30 protein-coding genes are annotated in these 25,233 nt (G+C 37.3%); 27 read left to right on the top strand and 3 right to left on the bottom strand.

Features of this window, described 5'->3' with window-relative positions; translation table 11 throughout:
- Positions 1-226 precede the first annotated feature (226 nt).
- From tssD (GJU39_RS05140) to GJU39_RS05125, 4 genes are all read left to right on the top strand, one after another.
- A complete protein-coding gene (gene tssD, locus GJU39_RS05140) occupies positions 227-622 on the top strand; it encodes a type VI secretion system tube protein TssD (protein WP_154279620.1) in 396 nt (131 codons plus the stop codon).
- A gap of 148 nt (positions 623-770) precedes the next feature.
- Positions 771-1,166, top strand: a complete 396-nt coding sequence (gene tssD, locus GJU39_RS05135) for a type VI secretion system tube protein TssD (protein ID WP_132535920.1) — start codon at positions 771-773, stop codon at positions 1,164-1,166.
- A gap of 103 nt (positions 1,167-1,269) precedes the next feature.
- The gene (locus tag GJU39_RS05130) at positions 1,270-2,049 is read left to right on the top strand and encodes a hypothetical protein (RefSeq protein ID WP_154279619.1); all 780 of its coding nucleotides are present in this window, start codon (positions 1,270-1,272) and stop codon (positions 2,047-2,049) included.
- Positions 2,050-2,052: 3 nt separating this feature from the next.
- Positions 2,053-2,643, top strand: a complete 591-nt coding sequence (locus tag GJU39_RS05125; protein WP_154279618.1) for a hypothetical protein — start codon at positions 2,053-2,055, stop codon at positions 2,641-2,643.
- A 55-nt stretch (positions 2,644-2,698) separates the two neighbouring features.
- Here GJU39_RS05125 and GJU39_RS05120 read toward each other — a convergent pair whose 3' ends face one another.
- Together GJU39_RS05120 and GJU39_RS05115 are read right to left on the bottom strand one after the other, a co-directional pair.
- Entirely contained in the window at positions 2,699-3,550 is an 852-nt protein-coding gene (locus GJU39_RS05120) for an EamA family transporter (RefSeq protein WP_154279617.1), read from the bottom strand.
- A gap of 133 nt (positions 3,551-3,683) precedes the next feature.
- Complete coding sequence (locus GJU39_RS05115; RefSeq protein ID WP_154279616.1) at positions 3,684-4,031, bottom strand: hypothetical protein; 348 nt, start codon at positions 4,029-4,031, stop codon at positions 3,684-3,686.
- A gap of 120 nt (positions 4,032-4,151) precedes the next feature.
- On the opposite strand from GJU39_RS05115, the gene GJU39_RS05110 reads away from it, so the two are divergent.
- Positions 4,152-4,682: a superoxide dismutase family protein gene (locus GJU39_RS05110; protein ID WP_154279615.1), complete on the top strand. Its 531-nt coding sequence runs from the start codon at positions 4,152-4,154 to the stop codon at positions 4,680-4,682.
- A gap of 90 nt (positions 4,683-4,772) precedes the next feature.
- A complete protein-coding gene (locus GJU39_RS05105) occupies positions 4,773-5,303 on the top strand; it encodes an ExbD/TolR family protein (RefSeq protein ID WP_154279614.1) in 531 nt (176 codons plus the stop codon).
- Positions 5,304-5,363: 60 nt separating this feature from the next.
- On the opposite strand, the gene metK is transcribed toward GJU39_RS05105, so the two are convergent.
- Complete coding sequence (gene metK, locus GJU39_RS05100; protein WP_154279613.1) at positions 5,364-6,614, bottom strand: methionine adenosyltransferase; 1,251 nt, start codon at positions 6,612-6,614, stop codon at positions 5,364-5,366.
- A 224-nt stretch (positions 6,615-6,838) separates the two neighbouring features.
- Between metK and GJU39_RS05095 the strand changes: the two genes are divergently transcribed.
- The 21 genes from GJU39_RS05095 to nuoK all read left to right on the top strand — a co-directional run bounded on the left by GJU39_RS05095 (position 6,839) and on the right by nuoK (position 25,217).
- Positions 6,839-7,720, top strand: a complete 882-nt coding sequence (locus tag GJU39_RS05095) for a diacylglycerol/lipid kinase family protein (RefSeq protein ID WP_154279612.1) — start codon at positions 6,839-6,841, stop codon at positions 7,718-7,720.
- Positions 7,721-7,757: 37 nt separating this feature from the next.
- Positions 7,758-8,108, top strand: a complete 351-nt coding sequence (locus GJU39_RS05090; protein ID WP_154279611.1) for a translation initiation factor — start codon at positions 7,758-7,760, stop codon at positions 8,106-8,108.
- Between the two features lie 373 nt (positions 8,109-8,481).
- Positions 8,482-10,080: a phosphoenolpyruvate carboxykinase (ATP) gene (gene pckA, locus GJU39_RS05085; protein WP_154279610.1), complete on the top strand. Its 1,599-nt coding sequence runs from the start codon at positions 8,482-8,484 to the stop codon at positions 10,078-10,080.
- A 294-nt stretch (positions 10,081-10,374) separates the two neighbouring features.
- Positions 10,375-11,205: a MotA/TolQ/ExbB proton channel family protein gene (locus GJU39_RS05080; RefSeq protein WP_154279609.1), complete on the top strand. Its 831-nt coding sequence runs from the start codon at positions 10,375-10,377 to the stop codon at positions 11,203-11,205.
- Positions 11,206-11,282: 77 nt separating this feature from the next.
- The gene (locus GJU39_RS05075) at positions 11,283-11,897 is read left to right on the top strand and encodes a biopolymer transporter ExbD (RefSeq protein ID WP_154279608.1); all 615 of its coding nucleotides are present in this window, start codon (positions 11,283-11,285) and stop codon (positions 11,895-11,897) included.
- A gap of 3 nt (positions 11,898-11,900) precedes the next feature.
- Positions 11,901-12,407 carry an ExbD/TolR family protein gene (locus tag GJU39_RS05070; RefSeq protein ID WP_154279607.1) on the top strand — a complete coding sequence of 169 codons (507 nt, stop codon included), beginning with the start codon at positions 11,901-11,903 and terminating at the stop codon, positions 12,405-12,407.
- Between the two features lie 18 nt (positions 12,408-12,425).
- Positions 12,426-13,247: an energy transducer TonB gene (locus tag GJU39_RS05065; protein ID WP_154279606.1), complete on the top strand. Its 822-nt coding sequence runs from the start codon at positions 12,426-12,428 to the stop codon at positions 13,245-13,247.
- A 241-nt stretch (positions 13,248-13,488) separates the two neighbouring features.
- A complete protein-coding gene (locus GJU39_RS05060) occupies positions 13,489-14,394 on the top strand; it encodes a PstS family phosphate ABC transporter substrate-binding protein (RefSeq protein WP_154279605.1) in 906 nt (301 codons plus the stop codon).
- A gap of 69 nt (positions 14,395-14,463) precedes the next feature.
- Positions 14,464-16,179 carry a tetratricopeptide repeat protein gene (locus tag GJU39_RS05055; protein ID WP_154279604.1) on the top strand — a complete coding sequence of 572 codons (1,716 nt, stop codon included), beginning with the start codon at positions 14,464-14,466 and terminating at the stop codon, positions 16,177-16,179.
- 81 nt (positions 16,180-16,260) lie between these two features.
- The gene (locus GJU39_RS05050; protein WP_154279603.1) at positions 16,261-16,632 is read left to right on the top strand and encodes an NADH-quinone oxidoreductase subunit A; all 372 of its coding nucleotides are present in this window, start codon (positions 16,261-16,263) and stop codon (positions 16,630-16,632) included.
- Between the two features lie 208 nt (positions 16,633-16,840).
- Positions 16,841-17,383 carry an NADH-quinone oxidoreductase subunit B gene (locus GJU39_RS05045; RefSeq protein WP_025146324.1) on the top strand — a complete coding sequence of 181 codons (543 nt, stop codon included), beginning with the start codon at positions 16,841-16,843 and terminating at the stop codon, positions 17,381-17,383.
- Positions 17,383-17,883, top strand: coding sequence for an NADH-quinone oxidoreductase subunit C (locus GJU39_RS05040; RefSeq protein ID WP_154279602.1), 501 nt, complete (start codon positions 17,383-17,385; stop codon positions 17,881-17,883). The genes GJU39_RS05045 and GJU39_RS05040 overlap by 1 nt, the downstream gene beginning before the upstream one ends.
- Positions 17,884-17,887: 4 nt before the next feature.
- A complete protein-coding gene (locus tag GJU39_RS05035) occupies positions 17,888-19,102 on the top strand; it encodes an NADH-quinone oxidoreductase subunit D (RefSeq protein WP_154279601.1) in 1,215 nt (404 codons plus the stop codon).
- Positions 19,095-19,610: an NADH-quinone oxidoreductase subunit NuoE family protein gene (locus tag GJU39_RS05030; RefSeq protein ID WP_154279600.1), complete on the top strand. Its 516-nt coding sequence runs from the start codon at positions 19,095-19,097 to the stop codon at positions 19,608-19,610. The genes GJU39_RS05035 and GJU39_RS05030 overlap by 8 nt, the downstream gene beginning before the upstream one ends.
- A gap of 74 nt (positions 19,611-19,684) precedes the next feature.
- Positions 19,685-21,052 (top strand): NADH-quinone oxidoreductase subunit NuoF, encoded by a 1,368-nt coding sequence (nuoF, locus tag GJU39_RS05025; protein WP_154279599.1) that lies wholly within the window; start codon positions 19,685-19,687, stop codon positions 21,050-21,052.
- 59 nt (positions 21,053-21,111) lie between these two features.
- Entirely contained in the window at positions 21,112-21,654 is a 543-nt protein-coding gene (locus GJU39_RS05020) for an ORF6N domain-containing protein (protein WP_154279598.1), read from the top strand.
- 64 nt (positions 21,655-21,718) lie between these two features.
- Positions 21,719-22,729: a 2Fe-2S iron-sulfur cluster-binding protein gene (locus tag GJU39_RS05015; RefSeq protein WP_154279597.1), complete on the top strand. Its 1,011-nt coding sequence runs from the start codon at positions 21,719-21,721 to the stop codon at positions 22,727-22,729.
- Positions 22,729-23,766 carry an NADH-quinone oxidoreductase subunit NuoH gene (gene nuoH / locus GJU39_RS05010; RefSeq protein WP_154279596.1) on the top strand — a complete coding sequence of 346 codons (1,038 nt, stop codon included), beginning with the start codon at positions 22,729-22,731 and terminating at the stop codon, positions 23,764-23,766. Before GJU39_RS05015 ends, nuoH begins: the two co-directional genes overlap by 1 nt.
- Before the next feature lie 2 nt (positions 23,767-23,768).
- Complete coding sequence (locus GJU39_RS05005) at positions 23,769-24,272, top strand: NuoI/complex I 23 kDa subunit family protein (RefSeq protein WP_154279595.1); 504 nt, start codon at positions 23,769-23,771, stop codon at positions 24,270-24,272.
- Between the two features lie 112 nt (positions 24,273-24,384).
- Complete coding sequence (locus GJU39_RS05000; protein WP_154279594.1) at positions 24,385-24,888, top strand: NADH-quinone oxidoreductase subunit J family protein; 504 nt, start codon at positions 24,385-24,387, stop codon at positions 24,886-24,888.
- Positions 24,888-25,217 (top strand): NADH-quinone oxidoreductase subunit NuoK, encoded by a 330-nt coding sequence (nuoK, locus tag GJU39_RS04995; RefSeq protein WP_010601897.1) that lies wholly within the window; start codon positions 24,888-24,890, stop codon positions 25,215-25,217. Before GJU39_RS05000 ends, nuoK begins: the two co-directional genes overlap by 1 nt.
- Positions 25,218-25,233 lie beyond the last annotated feature (16 nt).

Below are 25,233 nucleotides of genomic sequence, written 5' to 3'. Positions count from 1 at the left end.
GCATGTAGTAAAAATAAGACCGAAATTAATTTCAAAAAAAATACACTTTTTTTCTTGGCCATAATCTGCGTTTTCTATAGCGTGAACCAGGATTTTTAAATTTTATTGACTCTGTTATTCTTTATATATGAGTGAGATACACAATAATTGGCGTAATATTTGGTTTATACTTAATGTAGCGAAGGCTACGAAAAAACCAAATTTTTCACCTTTAAATTTAGAAACTATGGCTTTCAAAGCTAGATTAAATTTTGCAGGCAAGGAGTACGATGTACTTCATTGTGCCTATGCGTTAAACCGCGATGTAGATGCTAAAGGAAGACCATCTTCCGGAGTTTACGGCGGCACCATCGACATTGAGATCGAGTCAACCGAAGACACCTCAATAATCGAAGCGATGGTTAATAACCAGTACAAACCCATTACCGGAACCCTTTTAATTAAGAAATCTGAAGAAGATGCCAAAATGAAAGAAGTCGATTTTGAAGATGGTTACATTGTAAAGTATTCCGAAGGAATCAACATCATTGGCGATCATCCGATGACACTAAAATTTCAGATTTCAGCCAGAAAGCTGAAACTCGGAAATGCAGAGCATTTAAACGATTGGCCTAAAGCGTAGTTGGAGTAGAGGACAGAAAGGTTGGAGGTTTAAGGGTTGTAGGGCATAAGGTAATTAAACACCAAGCATAACCCCCATAATCTCCCCAACGCCAACCTCAAAGCGCCACGTTCCAAATTATTCATCTTTTAATTAAAAACTTACAACAATGGCATTTAAAACCAGATTAACATTAGGTTCAAAGGAATTTGATGTTCTGCAGTGCAGCTTTTCATTAAACAGAGATGTAGACGCGAAAGGCCGTCCATCCTCAGGCGTATATGGTGGGACCATTAACATTGAAATCGAATCAACAGAAGATACTTCGGTAATCGAATCAATGGTAAATAACCAATATAAACCACAGGCAGGAACAATTACTTTCAAAAAAGGCGAAGAAGATGCCAAAATGAAAGAACTTACTTTCGAAGATGGTTATATCATTCAATATAGTGAAGGGATTGCCGTAAATGACAATACTCCAATGACCCTTACTTTCGTAGTTTCAGCCCGTAAACTCAAATTGGGTAATGCAGAACATGAAAATGACTGGCCAAAAGCCTAATTTTATATACACTTCAGGCAGCAGGTTCCGCTACTGCCTGAAGTAGTTACATTGCAAATACTATTTCGCGCATTGCAATTGCTTATTGTATTACTGTTTACCTATGAAAAAAACGAAGACAATAAAAATAGTTAAGCCATCTCAGCCCACAGATCTCGAATACATTAAGATGTTTGATGACTGTGTTATTGATCCAACTAAAACAGGAACAATTGATAAGGTAATAGATGATCATATCACCTCTAATAGAAATCGTTATACCGATATTTCTAATGATGTTGCCGGGAACTTATTGATAAAACCGATAGCGTCTGCTTTTGGGTCTAACTCAATATTTCAACCTGCGCTATTTTCTGATCAGCTTAAGCCGGCAAGTACGCTTTTCAGTGGTTTTCAAACCAACTCTTTTGAAAATTCATTCAATAACGTTGTAATGGGGTCGTCCAAAATCCCATGGTATTTTATTGCATGTGCACACTACCTGGAATGTAGTTTCGATTTTAAAAAGCATTTGCATAATGGAGATCCGTTATCTGGCTATACCATTCGAGTACCGGCAAATAGGCCGAAAGTTGGTCACGGGCCACCTTTTACTTTCGAAGAAAGTGCAGTTGATGCCCTGAAACTCATGAAATTTAATGAAATAACAAATTGGAACTTACCAACTGTTTTACGCAAACTGGAAGCTTATAATGGATTTGGTTATTTCAAATACCACAGTATAAATTCGCCGTATTTATGGAGTTATTCCAATCAGTATGAGAAAGGGAAATATGTTGCTGATGGGAAGTTTGACGCAGAATCGGTATCAAAACAAATGGGAGCAGCGGTAATATTAAAAAGAATGGAGCAGCGTATTTTAATCTATATACCAAGGCACTAAAATATGAAAGCAGTTAGAATTTTAAACATATTAATTGTCTTGCCTTTCTTAATCTGTTGCACTACTGAAAATGGACAAAGCCAGGCTAAAGAAAATTACGCAAGTGATAAGCCTGTAAAAATTTCGGTATCGAAAGAAATTCCTAAAAATGTAAATGACGAACAGGAGTTTAGGAAGCTGCTTGAAAATTTAAAGGGCAACCTTAAAAATAAGAACTTAAATAAGGTTGTTTCATTGTTGAATTTTCCATTCTATACCAGCCATAAAGAAGTGGCTAATGGTGTAGGTATTCCTATAGACCCAATCGGTGCGGCAGAATTTAATAATTATAAAACCACCATCTTTAATGCAGATGTTTTAAGAATTTTACCTCAATGTAAAGAAGATAATCTCTCCGAAATTGATAATAAAACAGATGAGATTTATTATCAGTCACTGAGGAAACTAACAGATTCAGGTAGTAAAATGTACGAAGTTTACATGCAATATCCGGAAGCAAATACCCAGGCTGAAAGTTACTTTAGCTTCATTTTTGGTAAAGTTAACGGCAAATTTAAAATGCTTTCTACCTATGGAAAGTGGCCTGTTAAGTAGTCGCTATTGTTTTGATTTGTATCTGAATGGTTTCCCTTGATGAATAAAAAATAGACTAGACTTTATTTCTCCTTGCTGTAAATGAAGAACCTGCAGATGCAACTACCACACAACCTACTGCAATACATTCCGTAACCGAAAGGTATTCCTGCAAAAAAACAAAAGCAGCTACTGATGCCATTGCAGGTTCCAGACTCATCAGTATACTAAATGTTTTGGCGGGTAATTGCTTCAGTGCTCCAATCTCTAATGTGAAGGGAATTGCACTCGAGAGTAAAGCAAGTGCGGCTCCCAGTCCCAATAATTTTGCATCTAAATGGTGTAAACCACCGCTTAAAATGCCAAACGGTAAAATAATAATTGTAGCAATCAACATTCCAACCGAAACAGCCTCTCCACCTTTCATAATTTTTGATATTCTCCCGCCCAGTATAATATAAGCTGCCCAGAATACACCAGCAAGTAATGCCAATAAAACTCCGGAAATATCCAGCCCCTTGCTATTCCAGGGTGCAATTAAAGCAATACCAATAACAGATAGGGTAACCCAAATGAAATCTATTGTTCGCCTGGACCCAAAAATTGCCAGAATTAGTGGGCCAACAAATTCAAGGGTTACGCCTAAGCCAACGGGAATCCGTGATATGGCCAGATAAAAAACCATATTCATCATTCCTAAAGAAACGCCATATAAAATCACATATTTCCATTGCCTGGCATTTAGCTTTAACATATTGGGGCGGAAAGCAATCAACAGAATTACAGCAGATAAACCAATTCTGAGCGATGCCGTAGCCGCTGCACCTATTTCAGGGAAGAGCCCTTTAGCAATTGCTGCGCCACATTGTACGCTTATAATGGCAATTATAACTGCCGGAATGGGTGGGATATTTAATTTAATTTTCATTCATCTCGGAAACGAGGCGCGAAAGTACATATTTCTAAGAGTAGAAATAGCGAGAAGTATTTTTATGGCGATTCTGTTATAAACCAAAAAAGGCATGGATTTAATCCATGCCTTTTAAATAACTTTTGTTTTATTAGCAAAACAGCTCTTGCTCATCCCTATTTTCAGTTGGGATTTTTTTAAGGAAATCGTCAAAGCCAGAACCAATATTGTCTGAATAAATGCCATATGCATCTAACATATATCCAATATTTTTATCTGAATCTTCAACCAGATACAAAACAGAATTGTCTCCAGGATCAGAATCACCTTCAAAACGATAGGTTTTTACAATTGTCAAATCCTCAGGCTTATAAATTTTGTCGAGCGATTTACTTTGCATCTTACCGTGATCGGTCATCTTCAATTCATTATCTTTTCCTTTCAGTCTTAATTTCTCTAAAATCTGACTTAAAGTATTCATTGCAATTGGATGTTCCATAGTTATATGATTTTACGTACTTAATAAACACCTAATGGTTGAAATGGTTTTTGTGTGTTTCGCTTAATGTCAAACTAAATGATTATCAATCTGTTTCCTAATTAACTAAATTTAAATTGTATGAAAAAATATCTTCTGGGCATGGCCATTGCCGGCATCGCATTAATGAGTGCTTGCTCACAAAAAGAAACAGAACTTGCGTCTGCTAACCTTTCTGAAACTGCAGACCCATCAAAAAGCATTGGAACAGTTAAGTTTTATGGACTGAGTGATGGTAAAATAAAAATGGATTTAAAATTAAAATTCGCAGCCAGAGCGGATAGCAATGTAGCAGTTCATTTTCATGAGCATGGCGATTGCGGGGATATGGGAGAAAATACCCACGGACACTGGAATCCAACAAAAGAAGATCATGGAAAATGGGATTCTGGCGCTTTTCATAGTGGAGACATTGGAAACATCAAGCTTGATTCAAAAGGTGAAGGAGAAGTATCCATTACTACGGATAGGTGGAGTGTGCAAGATGGCGACGTAAAAAATATTATAGGAAGAGGAATTATTGTTCATGACGGAACAGATGATTACAAAACACAGCCGACCGGAAATTCTGGTCCAAGAGTAGGTTGCGGAGTGATTGAATCTGCAAAATAAAATTTAAAAATTATTTTGAGGCGGTTAGGATTTAATCGCCTTTTTTATGCAATTTGGTTTAGGTTGTCATCATGTTTTAAAACCTAAAATATGGCAACATTAAACGAAGCTTCAAGCGGCAAGGCCGTGAAAGGCAGAACCAAAAAAACAGCACCAAGAGTAGACCTGACTGCTATGGTTGATCTCATGTTTTTATTAACAACATTTTTTATGCTTACTACATCACTCAGTAACCTAAATGCTGCCGACGTAGCAAAGCCAGATCATTGTGAAGCCTGTAGTATGGATTATCCTGCTTCCAGAACAATGACAGTTTTACTTGGAAAAGACCATCAGGCAGTTGAGTACATGGGTACAGCACAAGATGCGAAAATGAACATGACTGCTGTAAAAGATATTCAAAAAGCGATTAATGCCAACCAGGCTAAAGTGGCCAGGGCCAATCACAACAATGCTTCAAAGTATATGCTGGTAATCATTAAACCAACAGCTACCTCCAGATTTCAGGATTATGTAGATTTGATTGATGAAATGAAAATAGCTGGTATTAAATCATACACTATTGATGATGAGAACATCTTACCTGAAGAAATCAGTTTCTTAAAGACCAACAAATTGTAGTCTACAAATAAAAAGGGCTTTGCAGTATTTGCAAAGCCCTTTTATTAATGATGGAAGATTTTATAGTTGGAAAGCAGACTTCACTTTATCTACAAAATCCAATTTTTCCCAGGTAAATAATTCAACCGTAACGGTTTTTTCTTCACCATTCGGTGTTCTGAAAGTTTTAGTTACCGTTTCCGGAGTTCTACCCATGTGCCCATAAGCAGCTGTTTCGCTATAAATTGGATTTCTCAATTTTAAACGTTGTTCGATAAAATAAGGGCGCATGTCAAAAAGAGACTCCACTATTTTAGCAATCTCACCATCAGTTTTACCTACTTTGCCCGTTCCATAAGTATTGATATAAATACCCATTGGCTTTGCAACACCAATAGCGTAAGATACCTGAACTAAAATTTCATCAGCAATGCCGGCAGCCACTAAATTCTTTGCAATGTGGCGGGTAGCATATGCAGCGCTTCTATCTACCTTACTTGGATCTTTACCAGAGAAGGCACCACCACCGTGTGCACCTTTTCCACCGTAAGTATCAACAATAATTTTTCTGCCAGTTAAACCAGTGTCGCCATGTGGCCCGCCGATTACGAATTTACCAGTTGGATTAATGTGGTATTCAATTTTATCGTTGAATAAATGAGCATATTGTGGATTACTCCTAATAATTCTTGGAATCAAAATCTCTACTAAATCGGTTTTGATTTTTGCAAGCATGGTAGCTTCTTCATCAAAATCATCATGTTGGGTTGAGATTACAATTGCATCAATGCGAACGGGTTTATTATAGTCATCGTATTCTAAAGTAACCTGGCTTTTCGCATCCGGACGCAGATATTTAATTTCGTCGTTTTCGCGTCTTAAAACAGCAAGTTCCTGTAATAATTTGTGAGAAAGATTCAAAGCCAGCGGCATGTAGTCTTCGGTTTCGTTCGTAGCATAACCAAACATCATTCCCTGATCACCCGCACCTTGTTCCTCTTTATTGCTTCTGTCTACACCTTGATTGATATCCTGAGACTGTTCATGTATGGCCGATAAAATACCACAAGAGTTAGCCTCAAACATATATTCACTTTTAGTGTAACCAATTTTCTTAATTACATCACGGGCAATTTGCTGTACATCTAAATAAGTTTTAGATTTTACTTCACCAGCTAAAATTACCTGTCCGGTAGTTACTAAAGTTTCGCAGGCCACTTTTGATTCCGGATCAAAAGCTAAAAAATTATCAATTAACGCATCCGAAATTTGATCGGCAATTTTGTCTGGGTGGCCTTCAGATACAGATTCTGATGTAAATAAATACGACATCTATTAAATTTTAATGATAAATAAACATTTATAAAGCGCCAACGACCCCTGGAAACAGGTTGTAAATGATTGGAGGAGGTATTAGCACTTTTTTTTAAGTGGTTGCAATCCGTTCCGAATATGTTCGGAATAGCAAATCGGTCCACTATAATAATGCGACAAAATTAGCATATTTTCTTTATTTCGAAAATTATAGATTATTTTGTACCCTCATTCTTTACGTTTTGCACACAAAGCTCAATATACTTTTTATCATCAACCCAATTTCCGGTGGAAAAGGGAAATTACGGATTCCGGATTTTATCGATAAATATCTCGATAAAGAAAAATTTAATGCAAAATTTGTATTTACGGAATATGTTGGCCATGCCTCAGAATTGGCTGATGAAGCAGCAAATAAAAATTTCGATATTATTATTGCCGCAGGAGGCGATGGAACCATAAATGAAGTGGCTACAAAGGTGCTTCAGCATAATAAAATTCTGGGGATTCTGCCCTTGGGTTCAGGAAACGGCCTTGCCCGGTTTCTTCAGGTTCCGAAAAATCTTCGATATGCCATTTTAACGATCAACCGCTTAAAAACGGAGAAAATAGACACAGCGACGTTCAATAACAAGAGCTTTTTTAATTTGGCCGGAATGGGTTTTGATGCTCATTTAAGTGCGGTGTTCTCCAGTGATAAGAAGAGAGGATTAGCCGGCTATGTAAAACTTGGGTTAAAGGAAGTATTTGGCTATCGTGCTCAAAAATATATTATCAATATTGATGGAAAAGAAATTTCCAGAGCAGCTTTTGCTGTTACTGTAGCCAATTCTTCACAATATGGTAATGATGTTTTTATTGCGCCCGGAGCTTCTGTTAAGGATGGTTTGCTGGATGTTTGTATCATCAAACCCTTTAGTTTACTGAAGCTGCCAATGTTGGGCTACGTAATGCTCAAAGGGAAGGCAGAAACATCAGAGATGATTGAAATTATTAAAGGAAAAAATATTCTGATTACCAGGGAAAAGGCAGGTGCTGTTCATGTAGACGGCGAACCTTTGCAAATGGGCATAACCATAGAAGCCTCGATTAATCCGCTATCGTTATCCGTTATCGTACCTTAGATTATTTCTGATTCACAATTTCCTTTATCTTTGGATTATGAAACCTAAAAAAAATAGCTTGAGCGATCTGGGAGGAATTATGTTTTCAACAAATCCTGATTTCGAATATCATGAAGAGGTTGATGATACTGTCACCTCACCAAATAATCATCAGGATTTAAGGGTAATGCTGGATAAGAAGAACCGGGGCGGAAAAGCAGTTACCTTAATTACAGGTTTTAAAGGACGAACAGAAGATCTCGACATTCTGGGGAAAATGCTTAAAACCAAATGCGGTGTTGGCGGTTCCGTAAAAGAAGGCGAAATTATGATTCAGGGAGATGTTCGGGATAAGGTAATGGCTATTCTTCAAAAAGACGGTTACAAGGTTAAAAAAGCTGGCGGTTAATTCACTTCTCAGTTTCCACACTCACATAAAGTATAACAGAAGCAACTTTGGAAGCAAATTCAAAGTTGTCTTTCAGCTCCCAATACTTAAATATAAGCTATTAAGTATTCTTCTTCCGCTATCTCAGCGATGTATTAATTTTCAATTCCTGATCATAGATAACAAATTACAGTTGATGAAAGAAACTTCTCTTTCAATTAAAGGCTTAGTGTATTTTTTCTGTTTTTTTATTTTTTCTATAATGAATATAACTATTTGAATTTCAATTAGATATTTATAGTGTATTTGCTACAATATGTAAATATTTTGGCTTAAATGTTGGTTTTTCTGATAGATAACTGTTTAACTTTGCCTCACTAACTAAATATTATTTATGAGCAAAAAGAAATTACAGGCACCAGATTTAGGCTATCTAAATCTGGGAGGAAATGTTATTGTTAAGTATCAATTATCTCCTATGGAGTTAATTGATGAAGCTTTACTAAATAAAGAAGGCGTACTGTCTTCCTCAGGAGCTTTGGCGGTAGATACCGGAAAGTTCACAGGCCGATCGCCGAAAGATAGGTTCATTGTTTACGATGATATTACGGGGGATACCGTTTGTTGGGGTGATGTCAATATCAAAATCAATCCGGAAAAATTTAATCATTTGTTCAATAAGCTGACTACTTATCTTTCGGATAAAAAAATCTATGTCCGTGATTCTTCAGCTTGTGCTGATTCTGCTCATGCCATTTCGATTAGGGTGATTACCGAAACAGCTTATCAAAACCTCTTTGCAAATAATCTTTTTCTCCGCCCTGAACGAGAAAGTTTAGGGCAGCAGCCCGAATGGACGATTATGGCAGCACCCGGTTTTTTGGCGAATCCTGCTACTGATGGTACAAGACAAGAAAACTTTTCCATCATTAATTTTTCCAGTAAAATGATCCTCATTGGAGGGACAGGTTATACCGGGGAAATTAAAAAAGGCATCTTCTCTGTTTTGAATTTTGTTCTTCCGTTATATAAGAATGTCCTACCCATGCATTGCGCTGCGAATGTTGGGAAAGATGGAGATACGGCTATCTTTTTTGGACTATCAGGCACGGGTAAAACAACCTTGTCTGCGGATGCTGAACGTAATTTAATAGGGGATGATGAACACGGTTGGGGCGATGCTTCGGTTTTTAATTTTGAAGGAGGATGTTATGCGAAATGTGTGGGGCTGACTGAAGAAAATGAGCCTCAGATATTTAAGGCCATCAAATTTGGCGCTTTATTGGAAAACATTAATTTCTTGCCGGGAACTCAACAGGTAGACTATAAAAATGTTGATAAAACAGAAAACACAAGGGTAGCTTATCCGATTGAATTTATCGATAATGCAGTTTTACCTTCAATAGCATCGGTTCCAAAAAACATTTTCTTTTTAACTGCTGATGCATTTGGCGTATTGCCGCCAATTTCAAAGCTAGATGTTGAGCAGGCAATGTTTCATTTTCTAAGCGGTTATACGGCTAAAGTAGCGGGCACTGAAGCCGGAATTACAGCGCCTCAACTCACCTTTTCTGCCTGTTTTGGAAAAGCATTTCTGCCGTTGCACCCATCTGTATATGCTAAAATGTTAGGCGAAAAAATGAAAAAACATGAGGTAAATGTATGGCTTGTAAATACGGGCTGGAGCGGCGGACCTTATGGTATTGGTAAACGAATGAAATTAAGTTTTACCAGAGCGATGATTAAAGCAGCTTTAACCGGAGGTCTGGATCATCAGCATTATAAAAAGCATCATGTTTTTAAATTAATGATTCCTTTACATTGCCCTAATGTTCCGGATGAAATATTAGACCCATCAAAAATGTGGAGTAATCAGGAAGAGTACTTTATAAAAGCATATGAACTGGCGCATGCGTTTGAAGAAAATTTTAAACAATTTGAGCAAGCCAAAGTGTCAAAAGTACACGAACAAGCGTTAAATTGTGTTAAATGAGCCTTAAAATGCATTTTTTGGCCGAAAAATTTGCAATTAGATTTTATTTTAGTTTTTATTGTGAAAGAATTGCCTCCGGCTGAGGCAATTTTTTTGTTATACATACCGTATGTTTACCGGAAACTAAATCTTAAGTAACGATTTAATTGTTTATTGATTTATTAATTTGTAATTTAAAATCAATTTATAAATTTGTTTTTCGCAACAAAATCAGATCAAATCCGTTGTGTGTAGTACAAAAGTTAAACAGCTAAAAAATTAAAAACAAGAACTAAAACTAAAAATTAAAAAAAAATGGCAAACGCACCAAAACCAACAACTGTTAAAAAAGAGAGCTCTTCAAGTGCATCTAATGTTTTCGCAACATTGGTTATTCCTATTTGTATCGTAATTGGCTTTATTATCTGGAGATTCGTATTAGGTGATCCTTCAAACTTTATTGACAACAACAACGAGAACTTACCATTACCAAACAATTATCCAGGTACTGCTTTTAAAGGTGGTCCAATCGTGGCAATCTTAATCGGATTGTTATTAACTACTATCGTTTTCTCTATCGAGCGTTTAATCGTAATTGGTAAAGCAAGCGGAAAATCTAGCTTAGATACTTTCATTATCAAAGTAAAAGGTTTATTAAATTCAGGAAATATCGAAGCTGCTAAAGCGGAATGCGACAAACAACAAGGATCTGTTGCTAACGTAATTAAATCAGGTTTGAAAAAATACAGTGAGGTTGAAGCTGACACTAATCTGGATGTAGAGCAATCAATCGTTGCTATCCAAAAAGAGGTTGAAGAAGCTACTGCTTTAGAAATGCCAATGTTAGAGCAAAACTTAACCATCATTGCTACTTTAGTATCAATTGGTACTTTGATCGGTCTATTGGGTACAGTAACAGGTATGATCCGTGCTTTCGCCGGTTTAGCAAACTCTGGTGCTCCAGATCAATCAGCATTAGCGGTAGGTATCTCTGAGGCGTTAATTAACACAATGACCGGTATCGGTGTGTCTACATTAGCGATTATCATGTACAACATATTAACTTCTAAAATTGATAAGTTAACTTATGCAATTGATGAGGCTGGATTCAGCATCGTTCAAACTTACGCTAGTTCGCATAAATAATAATTTGAAAAAATTTTTACCGGCTTTATGGAAAACCGGGAAAAAGATCATCATTATTAAAATTAGCAAGAAATATTATGCCTAGAATTAAAGTTAAAAGAACCAGTACGGTAACAGATATGACAGCCATGTGCGATGTTGCAGCTCTGTTACTGACGTTCTTCATATTAACTGCTACGGCGAAACAACCAGAACCATTAGCGGTATCTACACCTTCATCTACGTATGAATTTAAGGTGCCAGCTGAGAACAATGCAACATTAACCATTGGGCAGGGTAAGGTTTTCTTCGAAGTGGCAGGCCAAAAAGTTAAGGCTAGAACCTTAGAATTAATTGGTCAGCAGTATAAAATCAACTTTACGCCACAGGAAATTAAAGATTTTTCATTAGTTGGATCATTCGGCGTTCCGGTTTCAAGTCTAAAATCATTTTTAGCATTGGATGGCGGTGAGCGAATGAAACCAGGTGTTCAAGGTGGTATTCCTACGGATTCAACTGACAACCAGTTAAATTCATGGGTTTTGCAAGCTCGTACTGCAACAGCTGAGGTTAATCAACAACCAATGCGTGTAAGTATCAAAGGAGATTCAAAACAAGAGTATCCTGTAGTGAAGAAAATTATTGATGTATTGCAGAAGCAAAAAGTAAACAAGTTCTTATTGGTTACTAATGCTGAAGCTAGAAAAAAATAAGAAATGGCAGAATTAAACACAGGCGGGAAGAAAGCCACGCCAAGAGTCGATATGACGCCGATGGTAGATTTGATGTTTCTTTTGGTAACGTTCTTTATCTTAACCACAACGATTTCTACGCCGCAAGCAATGGATATTGTAAAGCCAGATAAGGACGATAACAATAAGGATAACAGATTGGAGTTGAAAGCCTCTAAAACCATGACTATTTTATTAGGTAAAAATGATAAGGTAGCCTGGTATATGGGAGAAGCTGGTGCAACAGCTCCAACGTTTGAAAATTTGTCTCAGGTTGAAAAAGCGATTATCGATAACAGAAAAGTTGCTGACGCGTCAGGAGTGAAAGGTGATTTCGTAGTGTTGGTTAAGCCAACCAGCGGATCTAATTTCAAAAACTTTGTAGATATCATGGATGAATTGGAAATATTAAAGGTTAAAGTTCGTCAGATTGATGATGACAATATCCTTGATAATGAAAAAGAAGCCATGAAAGCTCAGGGTATTTTATAATTTGTTAAATCAGTAATCATGTCAAAATTAGATATTTTAAGAAAGGAGTGGATTGAAGTAGTTTTTGCTGAAAAGAACAAAAGCTACGGAGCCTACCAATTGCGTAAAAGCAATGGAGCCAATACCACACGGGCATTAATTATTGGTTCGATATTATTTTTAGCGCTTTTCTTTGCTCCAAAAATTTATGGTCTTATTAAAGGCTCAATGGATGAAACAGAACAAGTAGAAAAAGCGCAGGAGGTAATTATTGCGCCACCGCCACCAGTAAATCCAGAAACACCACCACCACCACCGGTAGAGCCACCACCACCAAAAGTGGATCAGGTAAAAATGCCACCTCCAATCGTAAAGCCAGATGAGCAGGTACGTGATGAGGAACCACCAACAGTTGAAAAATTGAAAGAGGCAGATCCTGGTCAAAGAGATATTAAAGGTGACCCTACTGCGGATATCGTAATTGCTGAACCAGTTGGTGAAGGTCCGAAAAGAGAAGCTGCTGTTGCGGTAGATGATAACAAGGTTTATGACTTCGTTAGTATTGAAAAACAACCAGAATATCCGGGAGGTATCGCTAAGTTTTACAAATACTTAGGTGGAGCAATTAAATACCCGCCAATGGCACAAGAAAACAACGTACAGGGTAAAGTGTTTTTATCTTTCGTAGTTGAAAAAGATGGTAAATTAACAGATATCCAGGTTACCCGAGGTTTGGGTAGTGGAACTGATGAAGAAGCTATCCGTGTATTGAAAGCTAGTCCACGCTGGAACCCAGGTATCCAAAATGGTAAGCCGGTAAGGGTAAAGTATAACATCAACGTTAACTTTACATTGAACTAATAGTAAATGTTAAATTTTGATATTTTTAAGCAAAAATCGCCTAAACAGCGGTTTTTGCTCATTTTAGGCCTAGTCACCTTTGTGTTGTATTTAGTAATGGGACTAGCTTTTATATTCTGGGCACCTCTGGCAATACGATTCAATTTTATACCAGCATGGGGCCGGATAGCTATAGGTGTCTTTCTAATTTTCTACGCTTTTATTAGGCTGCTAAGTCTTGGCAGAAAAGATTAAACCTTAAATGAGAAACATACTTTTTATATTTATCGTCTTGGCATTCGCTTCTTGCAAAAGAAAAGAAAAGACCAATCAGGTTAAAGAAACCCGTACCAGTGGGGTATTAAAAATGCTGATTGATGAGAGTGTGAGCCCTATTGTTCAGGAACAAATTAGTATTTTTAGTTTGGATTATCCTGATGCTAAATTTCAGCTTACGGTTAAACCAGAAGAAAAACTTATTCCGGCCTTTTTAAACGATAGCGTTAGGGTTATTGTGATGCCGAGGTTATTAACAAAAGCAGAAGAAAAGTATTACACCCAACGCGGAATCAGGATTAATTCTACAAGATTCGCCGTTGATGGCATAGCATTAATAACGAATAAAGACAATATTGATAGCACCATTACCGTTAAAGAAGTTATTGATATTTTACAAGGAAAAGGATCAGCTAAAAAATTGGTTTTTGATAATGCTTACTCAAGCACCTTTCAATACTTCAAGCAGTTGGCAAAAATTAGTCAGTTTCCTGCTCAAGGTGTTTACTCAAAAAATTCTAGTGTAGAAGTTCTTAAATTAATTGCGGAAGATAAAAGTTTTATAGGTATTTTAGGCGTAGACTGGGTATCTGATAGGAATACAAAATATGCCAGTTATCTTTCAAAGATAAAAACCCTTGGTGTTAAAAATCTTAAGGGTGAAGTTGGTGATGATCAGTTTTATAAGCCAACACAAGATAATCTGATTAATGGAATCTATCCGTTTCTTAGAAACGTAAATATTATAGATTGCGAAGGTAGGGATGGTTTAGGCACAGGATTTGCAACATGGTTAAGAAGTCAGAGAGGCCAGCTTATTGTACTTAAATCTGGACTTGGTCCACATAAGTTAATGCCTAGGGAAATTAACCTGACAAAGGAAAATAAATAACAAATTATAATTGAACCACGAAGTAATCTCAACAGACACTTCATTTTTATTAAAAAAACAGAATATCCGATGAAAATTTCAAAGAAAGCAATAACCTTAAATGTAGGTTTGGTGTTGATGGGTTCTGCAGTTTTTGCTCAAAATTTAAATGACGCGAAAAAAGCCATTGACGCTGAACAGTATCAGAAAGCAACATCAATGCTTAAATCATTGGTGAGCTCACAAGCTTCTAACGGTGAAAATTATTATAATCTTGGTTTAGTTTACTTAAAAACTGGTTATATTGATTCGGCCCGTGCTGTTTTCACTAAGGGTGTAACGGCAGATGCTAAAAATAACTTAAACCTAATTGGCTTAGGCGAGGCAGATATGTTATCTAATAACCCAACATCTGCTAAAACAAATTTTGATAAAGCAATCGAGCTGGATAAGAAAAATTATAAAACTTATTTAGAGATTGGTAAAGCTTATTTAGCGCAAGATAAACCAAGTGATGATGTATCTAAGCCAGACTTTACAAACGCTTTGGCAAATATCACTAAAGCTGATGAGTTGGATTCAAAAGATAAAGACGCAGAGGTTTTCTTAGCTTTGGGTGATGCATATGCATTGCAAAAGAAAAATTCTGAAGCATTAGGACCATATATGCGTGTTGGTGACGTTGATCCAAACAACCGCAGAGCGAAGACACAGATTGGTAAAATGTACAAAGAATCAAGAGCTTTTCCGGAAGGAGAAAAAGAATTACAGGATGTAATTGCTGCTGATGCAAACTACGGTCCTGCTTACCGTGAATTAGGTGAGCTGTACTTACAGTGGAGTAGTTTCGGTACAGACCAGGAGAAAGCGAAAAAAGGTATTGAGAATTATAAAAAATATATGGATTTGACTGACAAATCTTTAGAGTCTCAATTACGTTATGCACAATTTTTATTTTATGCAAAGGATTTTCAGACTTTAGAACAAGTAGCTTCAGCGATTAAGGTTTCTGCTAATGATTCTAAAGGTGCGGTAGTATCAAGAATGAAAGGTTGGGCGGCTTATGAGAACAAAAACTATCCTCAAGCCTTAACAAGTATGAATGATTTCTTTGCTAAAGAAAAAGATCCAAATAAAATTTTAGGGTTTGATTATTTGTATTTAGGTAAAGCACAATTAAAATCAGGTCAGGATAGTTTAGCATTAATCAATATTACTAAAGCAGTTGAAAAAGACACTACTAACGTTGACGCTTTAGCTGAGGTTGCGAAAACTTTCTTCGATGCTAAAAAATATGCTAAGTCAGCACAAATTTATGACAAAGTTATTGCCGCTAGTCCAAATGGAAAAGGTGTTTTATATAGCTATTTCTATGATGGTTTAGCTTATTACTTCGATTATGCAACTCAGTATGCTGCTAAGAAAAATCCATCTAAAGATTTATTGGTTAAAGCAGATTCTTCTATTGCAAAAGTAGCTCAACTTGCTCCAGAAACTACTGATGCATATTTATATCGTGCTAGGGTAAATAGCTTGTTAGATGATGAAAAAGCACCAAAAGGATTAATGGTGCCTCATTTTGAGATGTTTATTAAAAAAGTAACTGAAAAACCAGAATTAGTTACAGCCAATGCTAAGAAATTATCAGAAGCATACGATAACCTTGGAGGATACTATTTCAATACTGATAAAGCAAAAGCGAAAGAGTATTTTGAGAAAAGTGTAGCTGCTTATCCATCTGGTACTTTTGCTTCCGCTAAATTGAAAGAATTATCAGCTCCTGCAGCTAAAGGAAAAGGTAAATAATCACCAACTTAAATAATTTAGAAAAGGCAGAGTTTGGTTACTCTGCCTTTTTCTTTTACTTTTGCATCAGAAAATTTAATTATGCAAGCGCAAAGTACCTCCATAGATTTTTTACCAATTATATTTCAAGTAGTTGTTGCTTTAGGTTTCGTGGTAACCACGTTGGTGGCTACACACTTTTTAGGGCCAAAACGTAAAACCAGTGATAAGCTTGAGATTTTTGAAGCAGGTGTTAAAAGTGTAGGTAATGCCCGTCAGCCCTTTTCGATTAAATATTTCGTAGTGGCAATTCTTTTTGTATTGTTTGATATTGAGGTGATTTTTATGTACCCCTGGGCTGTAAATTTCAGAGCCTTAAAAATGGATGGTATGATTGAAATGTTCATTTTCATGGGGACATTATTGTTAGGCTTTATCTACGTCATTAAGAAAAAAGTGCTCGACTGGAACTAATTTAGGCTATGGTTTTCAATGCTTGGTTTTTGAGCTGTGTACTGAAAACTACTAATTGAAAATTGAGTGTGTATCAATTACACTTACCTCAGCGGTTTTAATTTATTTAGAAAGGTTCTAAATCAAGGCGGTCTAGTTCAATTGCCTTTAAAATATTGTAAATTTGTTGCTCATTCTGCAAAGGGATGAGCATTTTTTGTTTATAAACATGAGTGAAATTAATATAGTTGATGCGCCTCCAGGAACCGAAGGGCCTGGATATTTTGCCACTTCATTGGATAAAGTGATTGGCTTAGCACGCTCAAATTCATTATGGCCATTGCCTTTCGCAACTTCATGTTGTGGAATCGAATTCATGGCTACCATGGGTTCTCACTACGATTTGGGTCGTTTTGGTGCCGAGCGCTTAAGTTTTTCTCCACGTCAGGCCGATGTTCTAATGGTAATGGGTACCATTGCTAAAAAGATGGCTCCGGTACTTAAACAGGTTTACATCCAAATGGCCGAGCCTCGTTGGGTAATGGCAGTTGGTGCTTGCGCAAGTAGTGGGGGTATTTTCGATACCTACTCTGTATTGCAGGGTATTGATGAGGTAATTCCGGTTGACGTTTACGTTCCTGGTTGCCCACCAAGACCAGAAGCAATTTTAGATGGTTTTCAACGTATTCAGGATTTGGTAAGAAACGAATCAGGAAGAAGAAGAAACTCTGATTATTATAAAGAACTTTTAGGTCAATACGGCATTAAGTAATGGAAGATACGACCCTGAATAATACCATCCATGTTAAGCTGACTGAAAAGTTTGGCGAAAAGGTAACTGCAGTTTCTGAGCCTTATGGTTTATTAACCTTTGTAACTTATAAGGATGTAATCATAAATGTTTTATCGTACTTAAAAGACGAATTAAAATTTAACTTCCTTACGGATATTACTGCGGTTCACTATCCTGGTAAAGACCATGGTATTGCCGTTGTTTACCATTTAAATAATATGGTAGAGCGTGTGAGAATCAGAATCAAAGTGTTTATTTCTGAGCAAAATCCTACCATTCCTACAGCTACACCGATTTGGAAAGGTGCAAACTGGATGGAACGTGAAACTTACGATTTGTTTGGAGTGAAGTTTGAAGGTCACCCTGATTTGCGTCGTATTTTAAATATGGATGACTTAGGTGTTCATCCAATGTTGAAACAATATCCATTGGAAGATCCAAACAGAGTAGATAAAAAAGACGAATTTTTTGGAAGGTAATTATATGAATCATAACCATCCGGTATATACAGATAACGATCCGCAGGAAGAGCTGGTAACCTTAAACTTAGGTCCAACCCACCCTGCAACACACGGAGTTTTTCAAAACGTATTGCAGTTAGATGGCGAACGTATTGTAAGCGGCGTTTCTACAATTGGCTACATTCACCGTGCATTCGAAAAGATTGCCGAACATCGCCCGTTTTACCAAATTACACCATTAACAGACCGTTTAAATTACTGCTCTTCGCCTATTAACAATATGGGCTGGCACATGACGGTTGAAAAATTGTTGAATATCCAGATGCCCAAACGTGTAGATTATCTTCGCGTAATCATCATGGAACTTTCCCGCATTGCGGATCATATTATCTGTAATACGATTATAGGTCAGGATACAGGCGCAACAACAACTTTCCTTTACTTGTTCCAGTTTCGTGAGCATATCTACGAGATTTTTGAAGAGGTTTGTGGAGCCCGTTTAACCACAAACATTGGTCGTATTGGTGGCTTTGAAAGAGATTTCAATGAAATTGCCTTTACGAAAATCAATAAATTTTTAAAAGAATTTCCGGTTGCATTAAGAGAGTTTGAAAATCTCTTAACCCGTAACCGTATCTTTATAGATAGAACAGCAGGTGTTGCTGAAGTAACCAAAGAGGCCGCTTTAGAATACAGCTGGACTGGTCCGCTTCTTCGTGCGACGGGTGTAGATTATGATGTTCGTGTGAGCGATCCGTATTCTTCTTATCAGGATTTCGATTTTGAAGTTCCTGTGGGTACAAGTGGCGATATTTATGATAGGTATTTGGTTCGTAATGAGGAAATGTGGCAAAGCCTGCGGATTATTGAGCAGGCAATTGTAAAATTGAAAACAGAACCAAAAGGTATTTTTCATGCTGATGTTCCTGATTTTTATCTTCCTCCAAAACAAGAAGTTTACAACAATATGGAAGCATTGATCTATCACTTTAAAATTGTGATGGGTGAAATTGATGCACCAAAAGCAGAAGTTTATCACGCTGTAGAAGGCGGAAATGGTGAGTTAGGTTTCTATCTGATTAATGATGGCGGCCGCACGCCTTATCGTTTGCACTTCCGCAGACCAAGTTTTGTAAATTACCAGATGTTTGCGCCAATGAGCGAAGGAATGTTATTATCCGATGCCATTATCAACATGAGTAGTATGAATATTATTGCAGGAGAATTAGATGCTTAAAGTAGAAGAACAAACACCTGTAGCGTTTTCATCAGAATTGCTTGTTAAATTTGATGAAATTATAACGCGTTATCCTTCAGATAAAAGTAAATCAGCTTTGCTACCATTATTACATCTGGTGCAAGCGGAATTTCTTTGGGTACCAACATCTGCAATGGATAAAGTTGCCGAATATTTAAATATTCAGCCAATTGAAGTTTATGAGGTAGCTACTTTTTACTCCATGTACTTCTTAAAACCACAAGGTAAATATGCTTTGGAGGTTTGCCGTACTGGTCCTTGCTGCTTGGTTGGTGCAGAGAAAATATTAGATCACCTGGAAGATAAGTTAGGTATTAAGGAAGGTGAAGTTACCGCCGATGGTTTATTTAGCTTCAGAGGAGTTGAATGTTTAGCTGCCTGTGGTTTCGGTCCGGTATTGCAAATTAGCCCGGAATATACTTTCTACGAAAACCTGACTATCGAAAGCGTAGATAAATTGATTGAAGATTTGAAAAATAAGTCCTAAGTCGAAAGTCTTAAGTCGTGAGTCATTTGATTCAAGACTACGGACTGCAGACTACAGACTATAGACTAATAAAAATGTCTCGAAAACTGTTACTTGAGCATATAAATGTACCCGGCATCAATACACTTGAGGTCTATCGCCAAAAAGGCGGGTATCGTGCCGTAGAAAAAGCCCTTAAAACTTTAACACCTGAAGAGATTGTTGAAGAAGTTAAGAAATCAGGCTTACGCGGTCGCGGGGGTGCGGGTTTCCCTACCGGGATGAAATGGAGCTTTTTGGCAAAACCAGAAGGCGTTGCACGTTATTTAGTTTGCAATGCTGATGAGTCTGAACCAGGAACTTTCAAAGACCGTTACCTGATGACGTATATTCCTCATGCTTTAATTGAGGGAATGATAGTTGCCAGTTTCGCCCTCGGTGCAAAGGTTTCCTATATCTATGTTCGTGGAGAAATGATGCCTCAAATCCGCATTCTGGAAAAAGCGATTGCAGAAGCAAAAGCCGCCGGATGGTTAGGAAAAAATATTTTAGGTACAGGTTATGATTTAGAATTATATGTTCAGCCAGGTGGTGGTGCTTATATTTGTGGTGAAGAAACCGCATTGTTAGAATCGTTAGAAGGTAAAAGAGGTAATCCAAGAATTAAACCACCTTTCCCTGCAATTGCAGGTTTATATGGTTGCCCTACAGTAGTTAACAACGTAGAGTCAATTGCTGCAGTGGTGCCGATCATCAATGATGGTGGTGATGAATATGCGAAAATCGGTGTCGGTAGAAGTACAGGTACAAAATTAATATCAGCATCCGGAAACTTAGTTAAACCGGGTGTTTATGAAATCGAATTGGGTTTACCCGTGGAAGAATTTATCTATTCTGATGAATATTGTGGTGGTATTGCCAATGGAAAACGTTTAAAAGCAACGGTAGCAGGTGGTTCATCTGTGCCAATCTTACCTGCAAACTTAACCTTAAAGTATGCAAACGGCGAACCTCGTTTAATGAGTTACGAATCTTTATCAGAAGGTGGATTTGCTACCGGAACCATGATGGGTTCAGGCGGCTTTATTGCTTTTGATGAAGATCAGTGTATTGTTCGTAATACCTGGAATTTTTCCCGTTTTTATCACCACGAAAGTTGCGGACAATGTTCACCATGTCGTGAAGGTACCGGATGGATGGAAAAAGTATTGCATAAAATTGAACATGGTCATGGATCGATGGACGATGTAGATTTGCTTTGGGATATTCAGCGCAAAATTGAAGGAAATACCATTTGCCCTTTAGGTGATGCAGCTGCATGGCCGGTAGCCAGCGCAATCCGTCATTTCAGAGATGAATTCGAATGGCACATTAAGGAGCCAGTAAAAAGTCAGCAACAAAATTATGGTATCGCTAATTATGCGGTTCCAATTGAAAAAGCTCCGGTAACGGAAGAAAAATAAAGCTAAGGTTGCAATTTGCGACCTTAGCAAGTTTAACTTAACACAATGATAGTATGTAAATGAAAGAAGAAACATCACTCGCAGTCATCCCTAACGAAGTAATAATTAATAAAATATATCTTTTTAGAGGTGTTAAAGTGATGTTAGATTCTGATTTGGCAGAGCTTTTTGGTGTTGAGACAAAGCAACTTAAACAACAAGTTAGAAGAAATATTGAGCGTTTCCCGGAACACTTTATGTTTGAACTCACAAAAGAAGAGAATGATGTCTTAAGGTCACAAATTGTGACCTTAAGACATGGACAACATTCAAAATATCTTCCATTCGCATTTAGCGAACATGGTATTTTGCAGCTATCAAATGTTTTAAAAAGTAGACAGGCGATAGAAGTTAGTATTAAAATTATTGATGTCTTTGTACAGCTTAGAACAATGGTTTTGAGTAATACAGAAATAAGATTAGAAGTAGAGAAAATAAAAAAGAAAGTAGATAATCAAGATAAAAATATTGAAGTTATATTCAGGTATTTTGATGAGTTACTAGAGCAAAAAGAGCAGCCAAGAAAAGAAATTGGCTATAAAATCTCGAAAGAGAATAAATAAGAAAGAACTGTTTATGCCTCGCAATGACGGTATAAGCACAAAAAATAAAAGATTATCATTAACCATGAGTGAAAAAGTTAAGGTTACGATAGACGGAATAACAGTAGAGGTTGATAACGGAACCACGATCCTTAATGCTGCAAGGCAAATCGGAGGTGAAATCGTTCCGCCGGCAATGTGCTATTATTCTAAATTAGAAGGCAGTGGTGGTAAATGCCGTACCTGTATCGTTAAGGTAACAAAAGGTTCGGAAAAAGATCCACGCCCAATGCCAAAATTGGTTGCATCTTGCCGTACAACTGTAATGGATGGTATGGAAGTGTTAAACATTACTTCTCCGGAAGTTCTGGAAGCGCGTGCTGGTGTGGTAGAGATTTTGTTAATTAACCACCCGTTAGATTGCCCGGTTTGTGATCAGGCAGGAGAGTGCGATTTGCAGAATTTAGGCTACGAGCATGGATTGCAAAAAACCCGTTATGAGTTTGAGCGTCGTACTTTTGATCGTATTGATATAGGTGATAAAATTCAGTTACACATGAATCGTTGTATTTTGTGTTACCGTTGTGTTTTCACTGCTGATCAGATTACGAATAAACGTGTTCATGGAATTTTAAACCGTGGAGATCATTCAGAAATATCAACTTATATTCAACAGGCTGTTGACAATGATTTCTCAGGAAATGTAATTGATGTTTGCCCGGTTGGTGCGTTGACTGATAGAACTTTCCGTTTCAAGAACCGTGTATGGTTCACCAAACCGGTTGATGCACATCGCAACTGTGACCATGAAAAATGCAATGGTAAAGTAACACTTTGGTATAAAGGAGAAGATGTTTTACGCGTAACTGCTCGTAAAGATCAGTTCGGGGAGGTTGAGGAATTCATCTGCAATACTTGTCGGTTCGATAAAAAAGTAACTTCAGACTGGACCATTGAACATCCAACACATATTGATGATACTTCGGTAATTGCCTCTAATCACTACGAAACATTGAAACCACTTCCTGTAATCAAGCCAAATTCGGCATTACAGGCAGCGAATGAAATTGAATTACATAAAACGGTAAAATACTAATGGATACAGGTTTTATTATAGAAAAGTTTATTCTGGTTGCCGTTATTTTCGGGATCAGTTTAGTCGTAGCCATGTATTCTACTTATGCAGAACGAAAGGTTGCTGCGTACCTTCAAGATCGTTTAGGTCCGGATAGGGCAGGTCCGTTTGGTATTTTACAGCCTTTGGCCGATGGGGTTAAAATGTTTATGAAAGAGGAAATTATTCCTGCTTCATCAAGCAAATGGTTATTTATTATTGGACCAGGTTTGGCCTTACTTTGTGCCTGTATTGGTACCGCGGTTATCCCATGGGGAAGCCCGATGCTTATTGGCGGTAAACTCGTTCCGTTACAGGTTGCCGATATCAATGTTGGTGTTTTATACATTTTTGGTGTGGTTTCTTTAGGGGTTTATGGCGTAATGATTGGTGGCTGGGCTTCGAACAACAAATACTCTTTATTGAGTGCTATTCGTGCCGCATCGCAAAACATCAGTTATGAAATTGCAATGGGTTTATCAATTATCGCATTGCTTTTGATGACAAATACCTTAAGCTTAAAAACAATCGTAGAACAACAACACGGCTTAAACTGGAACGTATGGTATCAGCCATTAGGATTTCTAATTTTTATGGTATGTTCCTTCGCAGAAACCAACCGTGCGCCTTTCGATTTGCCTGAATGTGAAACAGAATTAATCGGTGGTTACCATACGGAGTATTCATCAATGAAATTAGGCTTCTACCTGTTTGCCGAATACATTAACATGTTCGTTTCATCAGCAGTGATGGCAACATTATATTTTGGTGGCTATAATTACCCAGGCATGGATTCAATGGCAGTTTGGTTAGGTCCAACATGGGCACCGCTTTTCGGCACTGCTGTTTTTTTCGGTAAAATAGTATTCTTTATCTTTTTCTTCATGTGGGTACGCTGGACAATCCCTCGTTTCCGCTACGATCAATTGATGAATTTAGGTTGGAAAGGTTTAATACCTTTGGCCATTGCCAACATTATAATAACAGGAGTTGTGATTGCGATTATAGAGAAGTTTTAATTATGGAATCATTAAGTAACAAGAAAAAAGTACTGGAGCAAAAGCCCTTAAGCTTTATGGAGCGGATGTACCTGCCTGCAATTGCAAAAGGTATGGGCATTACCATTAGTCACTTATTCAAAAAAGAGGCTACGGTAAGATATCCGGAAGTAGAACGTGAGTTTTCTGCTAACTTCAGAGGTATGCACTCCCTTAAACGTGATGAGAACGGAAAAGAGCGTTGTACCGCTTGTGGTCTTTGTGCATTATCTTGCCCGGCTGAAGCAATTACCATGATTGCTGCAGAACGGAAAAATGATGAGAAGCATTTATACCGTGAAGAAAAATATGCTGCAACTTATGAAATCAACATGTTGCGTTGCATTTTCTGTGGATTATGTGAAGAAGCTTGTCCAAAAGAGGCTATTTACCTGGACGGCCCAATTGTACCTGCTGATTATTTACGTAAAGATTTTATTTACGGGAAAGATAAGTTGGTAGAGGCGCCATTGGAGATGAAAAAATAATTAAACCCAGTCCGTCATTGCGAGGAACGAAGCAATCCTAATGCGATAGACGTAAAACTAATAAGATTGCTTCGTACCTCGCAATGACGAGGAGTATAAAAATAACAAATTAATGAGTACACAAGTATTCTATTTCGTAGCCACATTAAGTATCATCTTTTCACTGATGGTGATTTTTGCAAAAAATCCGATTCACAGTGTACTGTACTTAATCCTTACCTTTTTCACATTCACTGTACATTATGTATTATTGAATGCCCAGTTTTTAGCCGTTGTAAACTTTATTGTTTATATGGGGGCCATTATGGTATTATTTCTATTTGTACTTATGCTCCTCAACCTGAACAATGAAACAGAGCCATCAAAATCTCCATTGATTAAAATTGTGGGTGTAATTGCAGGATGTTGTTTAGTTGTAACTTTAGTAGGTTCATTTAAAGCAGCAAGCATTAACAGTCCGTTAATTTTAAAAAATCAGGGATTGGGTTTGGTAGAAAACTTAGGTAAAGAGCTTTTCGGACCATTCTTATTGCCTTTTGAATTATCATCTTTGTTACTATTGGCCGCAATGGTTGGAGCTGTTTTGTTATCTAAAAAAGATGAGGTAGAGGCATAATGGAAAATTTAACTACACAAATGGCAGGCGTTCCGCTAAATCACTACATCTACTTATGTGCAATTATTTTCACAATAGGTGTAATAGGCGTGTTAACCCGCAGAAATGCAATCGTAATCTTTATGTCGGTAGAGCTGATGTTAAACGCAGTAAACTTGCTTTTAACTGCGTTTTCGGTTCATAGCAACGACCCATCCGGACAGGTTTTCGTATTCTTCATTATGGCACTTGCGGCTGCAGAAGTTGCAGTTGGTTTGGCAATTATTGTAATGGTTTACAGAAATACGAAATCGATAGATATTAATGTTTTAAATCGCCTTAAGTGGTAAATATATATTAAGAATG

The organism is Pedobacter petrophilus (assembly GCF_009674725.1).
Taxonomy (GTDB): Bacteria; Bacteroidota; Bacteroidia; order Sphingobacteriales; family Sphingobacteriaceae; genus Pedobacter; species Pedobacter petrophilus.
Note: the sequence above shows the minus strand (reverse complement) of the source record. Positions and strands in the feature narration are given on the sequence as shown.

Coding starts and splice junctions, on each gene's coding strand:
- GJU39_RS05060 (WP_154279605.1), top strand. CDS start 13,489: ATGAGAAACATACTTTTTATATTTATCGTCTTGGCATTCGCTTCTTGC.
- metK (WP_154279613.1), bottom strand. CDS start 6,614: ATGTCGTATTTATTTACATCAGAATCTGTATCTGAAGGCCACCCAGAC.
- pckA (WP_154279610.1), top strand. CDS start 8,482: ATGAGCAAAAAGAAATTACAGGCACCAGATTTAGGCTATCTAAATCTG.
- GJU39_RS05075 (WP_154279608.1), top strand. CDS start 11,283: ATGCCTAGAATTAAAGTTAAAAGAACCAGTACGGTAACAGATATGACA.
- GJU39_RS05030 (WP_154279600.1), top strand. CDS start 19,095: ATGCTTAAAGTAGAAGAACAAACACCTGTAGCGTTTTCATCAGAATTG.
- GJU39_RS05015 (WP_154279597.1), top strand. CDS start 21,719: ATGAGTGAAAAAGTTAAGGTTACGATAGACGGAATAACAGTAGAGGTT.
- GJU39_RS05070 (WP_154279607.1), top strand. CDS start 11,901: ATGGCAGAATTAAACACAGGCGGGAAGAAAGCCACGCCAAGAGTCGAT.
- GJU39_RS05035 (WP_154279601.1), top strand. CDS start 17,888: ATGAATCATAACCATCCGGTATATACAGATAACGATCCGCAGGAAGAG.
- GJU39_RS05065 (WP_154279606.1), top strand. CDS start 12,426: ATGTCAAAATTAGATATTTTAAGAAAGGAGTGGATTGAAGTAGTTTTT.
- nuoF (WP_154279599.1), top strand. CDS start 19,685: ATGTCTCGAAAACTGTTACTTGAGCATATAAATGTACCCGGCATCAAT.
- GJU39_RS05005 (WP_154279595.1), top strand. CDS start 23,769: ATGGAATCATTAAGTAACAAGAAAAAAGTACTGGAGCAAAAGCCCTTA.
- nuoH (WP_154279596.1), top strand. CDS start 22,729: ATGGATACAGGTTTTATTATAGAAAAGTTTATTCTGGTTGCCGTTATT.
- GJU39_RS05080 (WP_154279609.1), top strand. CDS start 10,375: ATGGCAAACGCACCAAAACCAACAACTGTTAAAAAAGAGAGCTCTTCA.
- GJU39_RS05050 (WP_154279603.1), top strand. CDS start 16,261: ATGCAAGCGCAAAGTACCTCCATAGATTTTTTACCAATTATATTTCAA.
- tssD (WP_132535920.1), top strand. CDS start 771: ATGGCATTTAAAACCAGATTAACATTAGGTTCAAAGGAATTTGATGTT.
- tssD (WP_154279620.1), top strand. CDS start 227: ATGGCTTTCAAAGCTAGATTAAATTTTGCAGGCAAGGAGTACGATGTA.
- GJU39_RS05105 (WP_154279614.1), top strand. CDS start 4,773: ATGGCAACATTAAACGAAGCTTCAAGCGGCAAGGCCGTGAAAGGCAGA.
- GJU39_RS05110 (WP_154279615.1), top strand. CDS start 4,152: ATGAAAAAATATCTTCTGGGCATGGCCATTGCCGGCATCGCATTAATG.
- GJU39_RS05055 (WP_154279604.1), top strand. CDS start 14,464: ATGAAAATTTCAAAGAAAGCAATAACCTTAAATGTAGGTTTGGTGTTG.
- GJU39_RS05000 (WP_154279594.1), top strand. CDS start 24,385: ATGAGTACACAAGTATTCTATTTCGTAGCCACATTAAGTATCATCTTT.
- GJU39_RS05045 (WP_025146324.1), top strand. CDS start 16,841: ATGAGTGAAATTAATATAGTTGATGCGCCTCCAGGAACCGAAGGGCCT.
- GJU39_RS05130 (WP_154279619.1), top strand. CDS start 1,270: ATGAAAAAAACGAAGACAATAAAAATAGTTAAGCCATCTCAGCCCACA.
- GJU39_RS05020 (WP_154279598.1), top strand. CDS start 21,112: ATGAAAGAAGAAACATCACTCGCAGTCATCCCTAACGAAGTAATAATT.
- GJU39_RS05040 (WP_154279602.1), top strand. CDS start 17,383: ATGGAAGATACGACCCTGAATAATACCATCCATGTTAAGCTGACTGAA.
- GJU39_RS05125 (WP_154279618.1), top strand. CDS start 2,053: ATGAAAGCAGTTAGAATTTTAAACATATTAATTGTCTTGCCTTTCTTA.
- GJU39_RS05120 (WP_154279617.1), bottom strand. CDS start 3,550: ATGAAAATTAAATTAAATATCCCACCCATTCCGGCAGTTATAATTGCC.
- GJU39_RS05115 (WP_154279616.1), bottom strand. CDS start 4,031: ATGGAACATCCAATTGCAATGAATACTTTAAGTCAGATTTTAGAGAAA.
- GJU39_RS05090 (WP_154279611.1), top strand. CDS start 7,758: ATGAAACCTAAAAAAAATAGCTTGAGCGATCTGGGAGGAATTATGTTT.
- nuoK (WP_010601897.1), top strand. CDS start 24,888: ATGGAAAATTTAACTACACAAATGGCAGGCGTTCCGCTAAATCACTAC.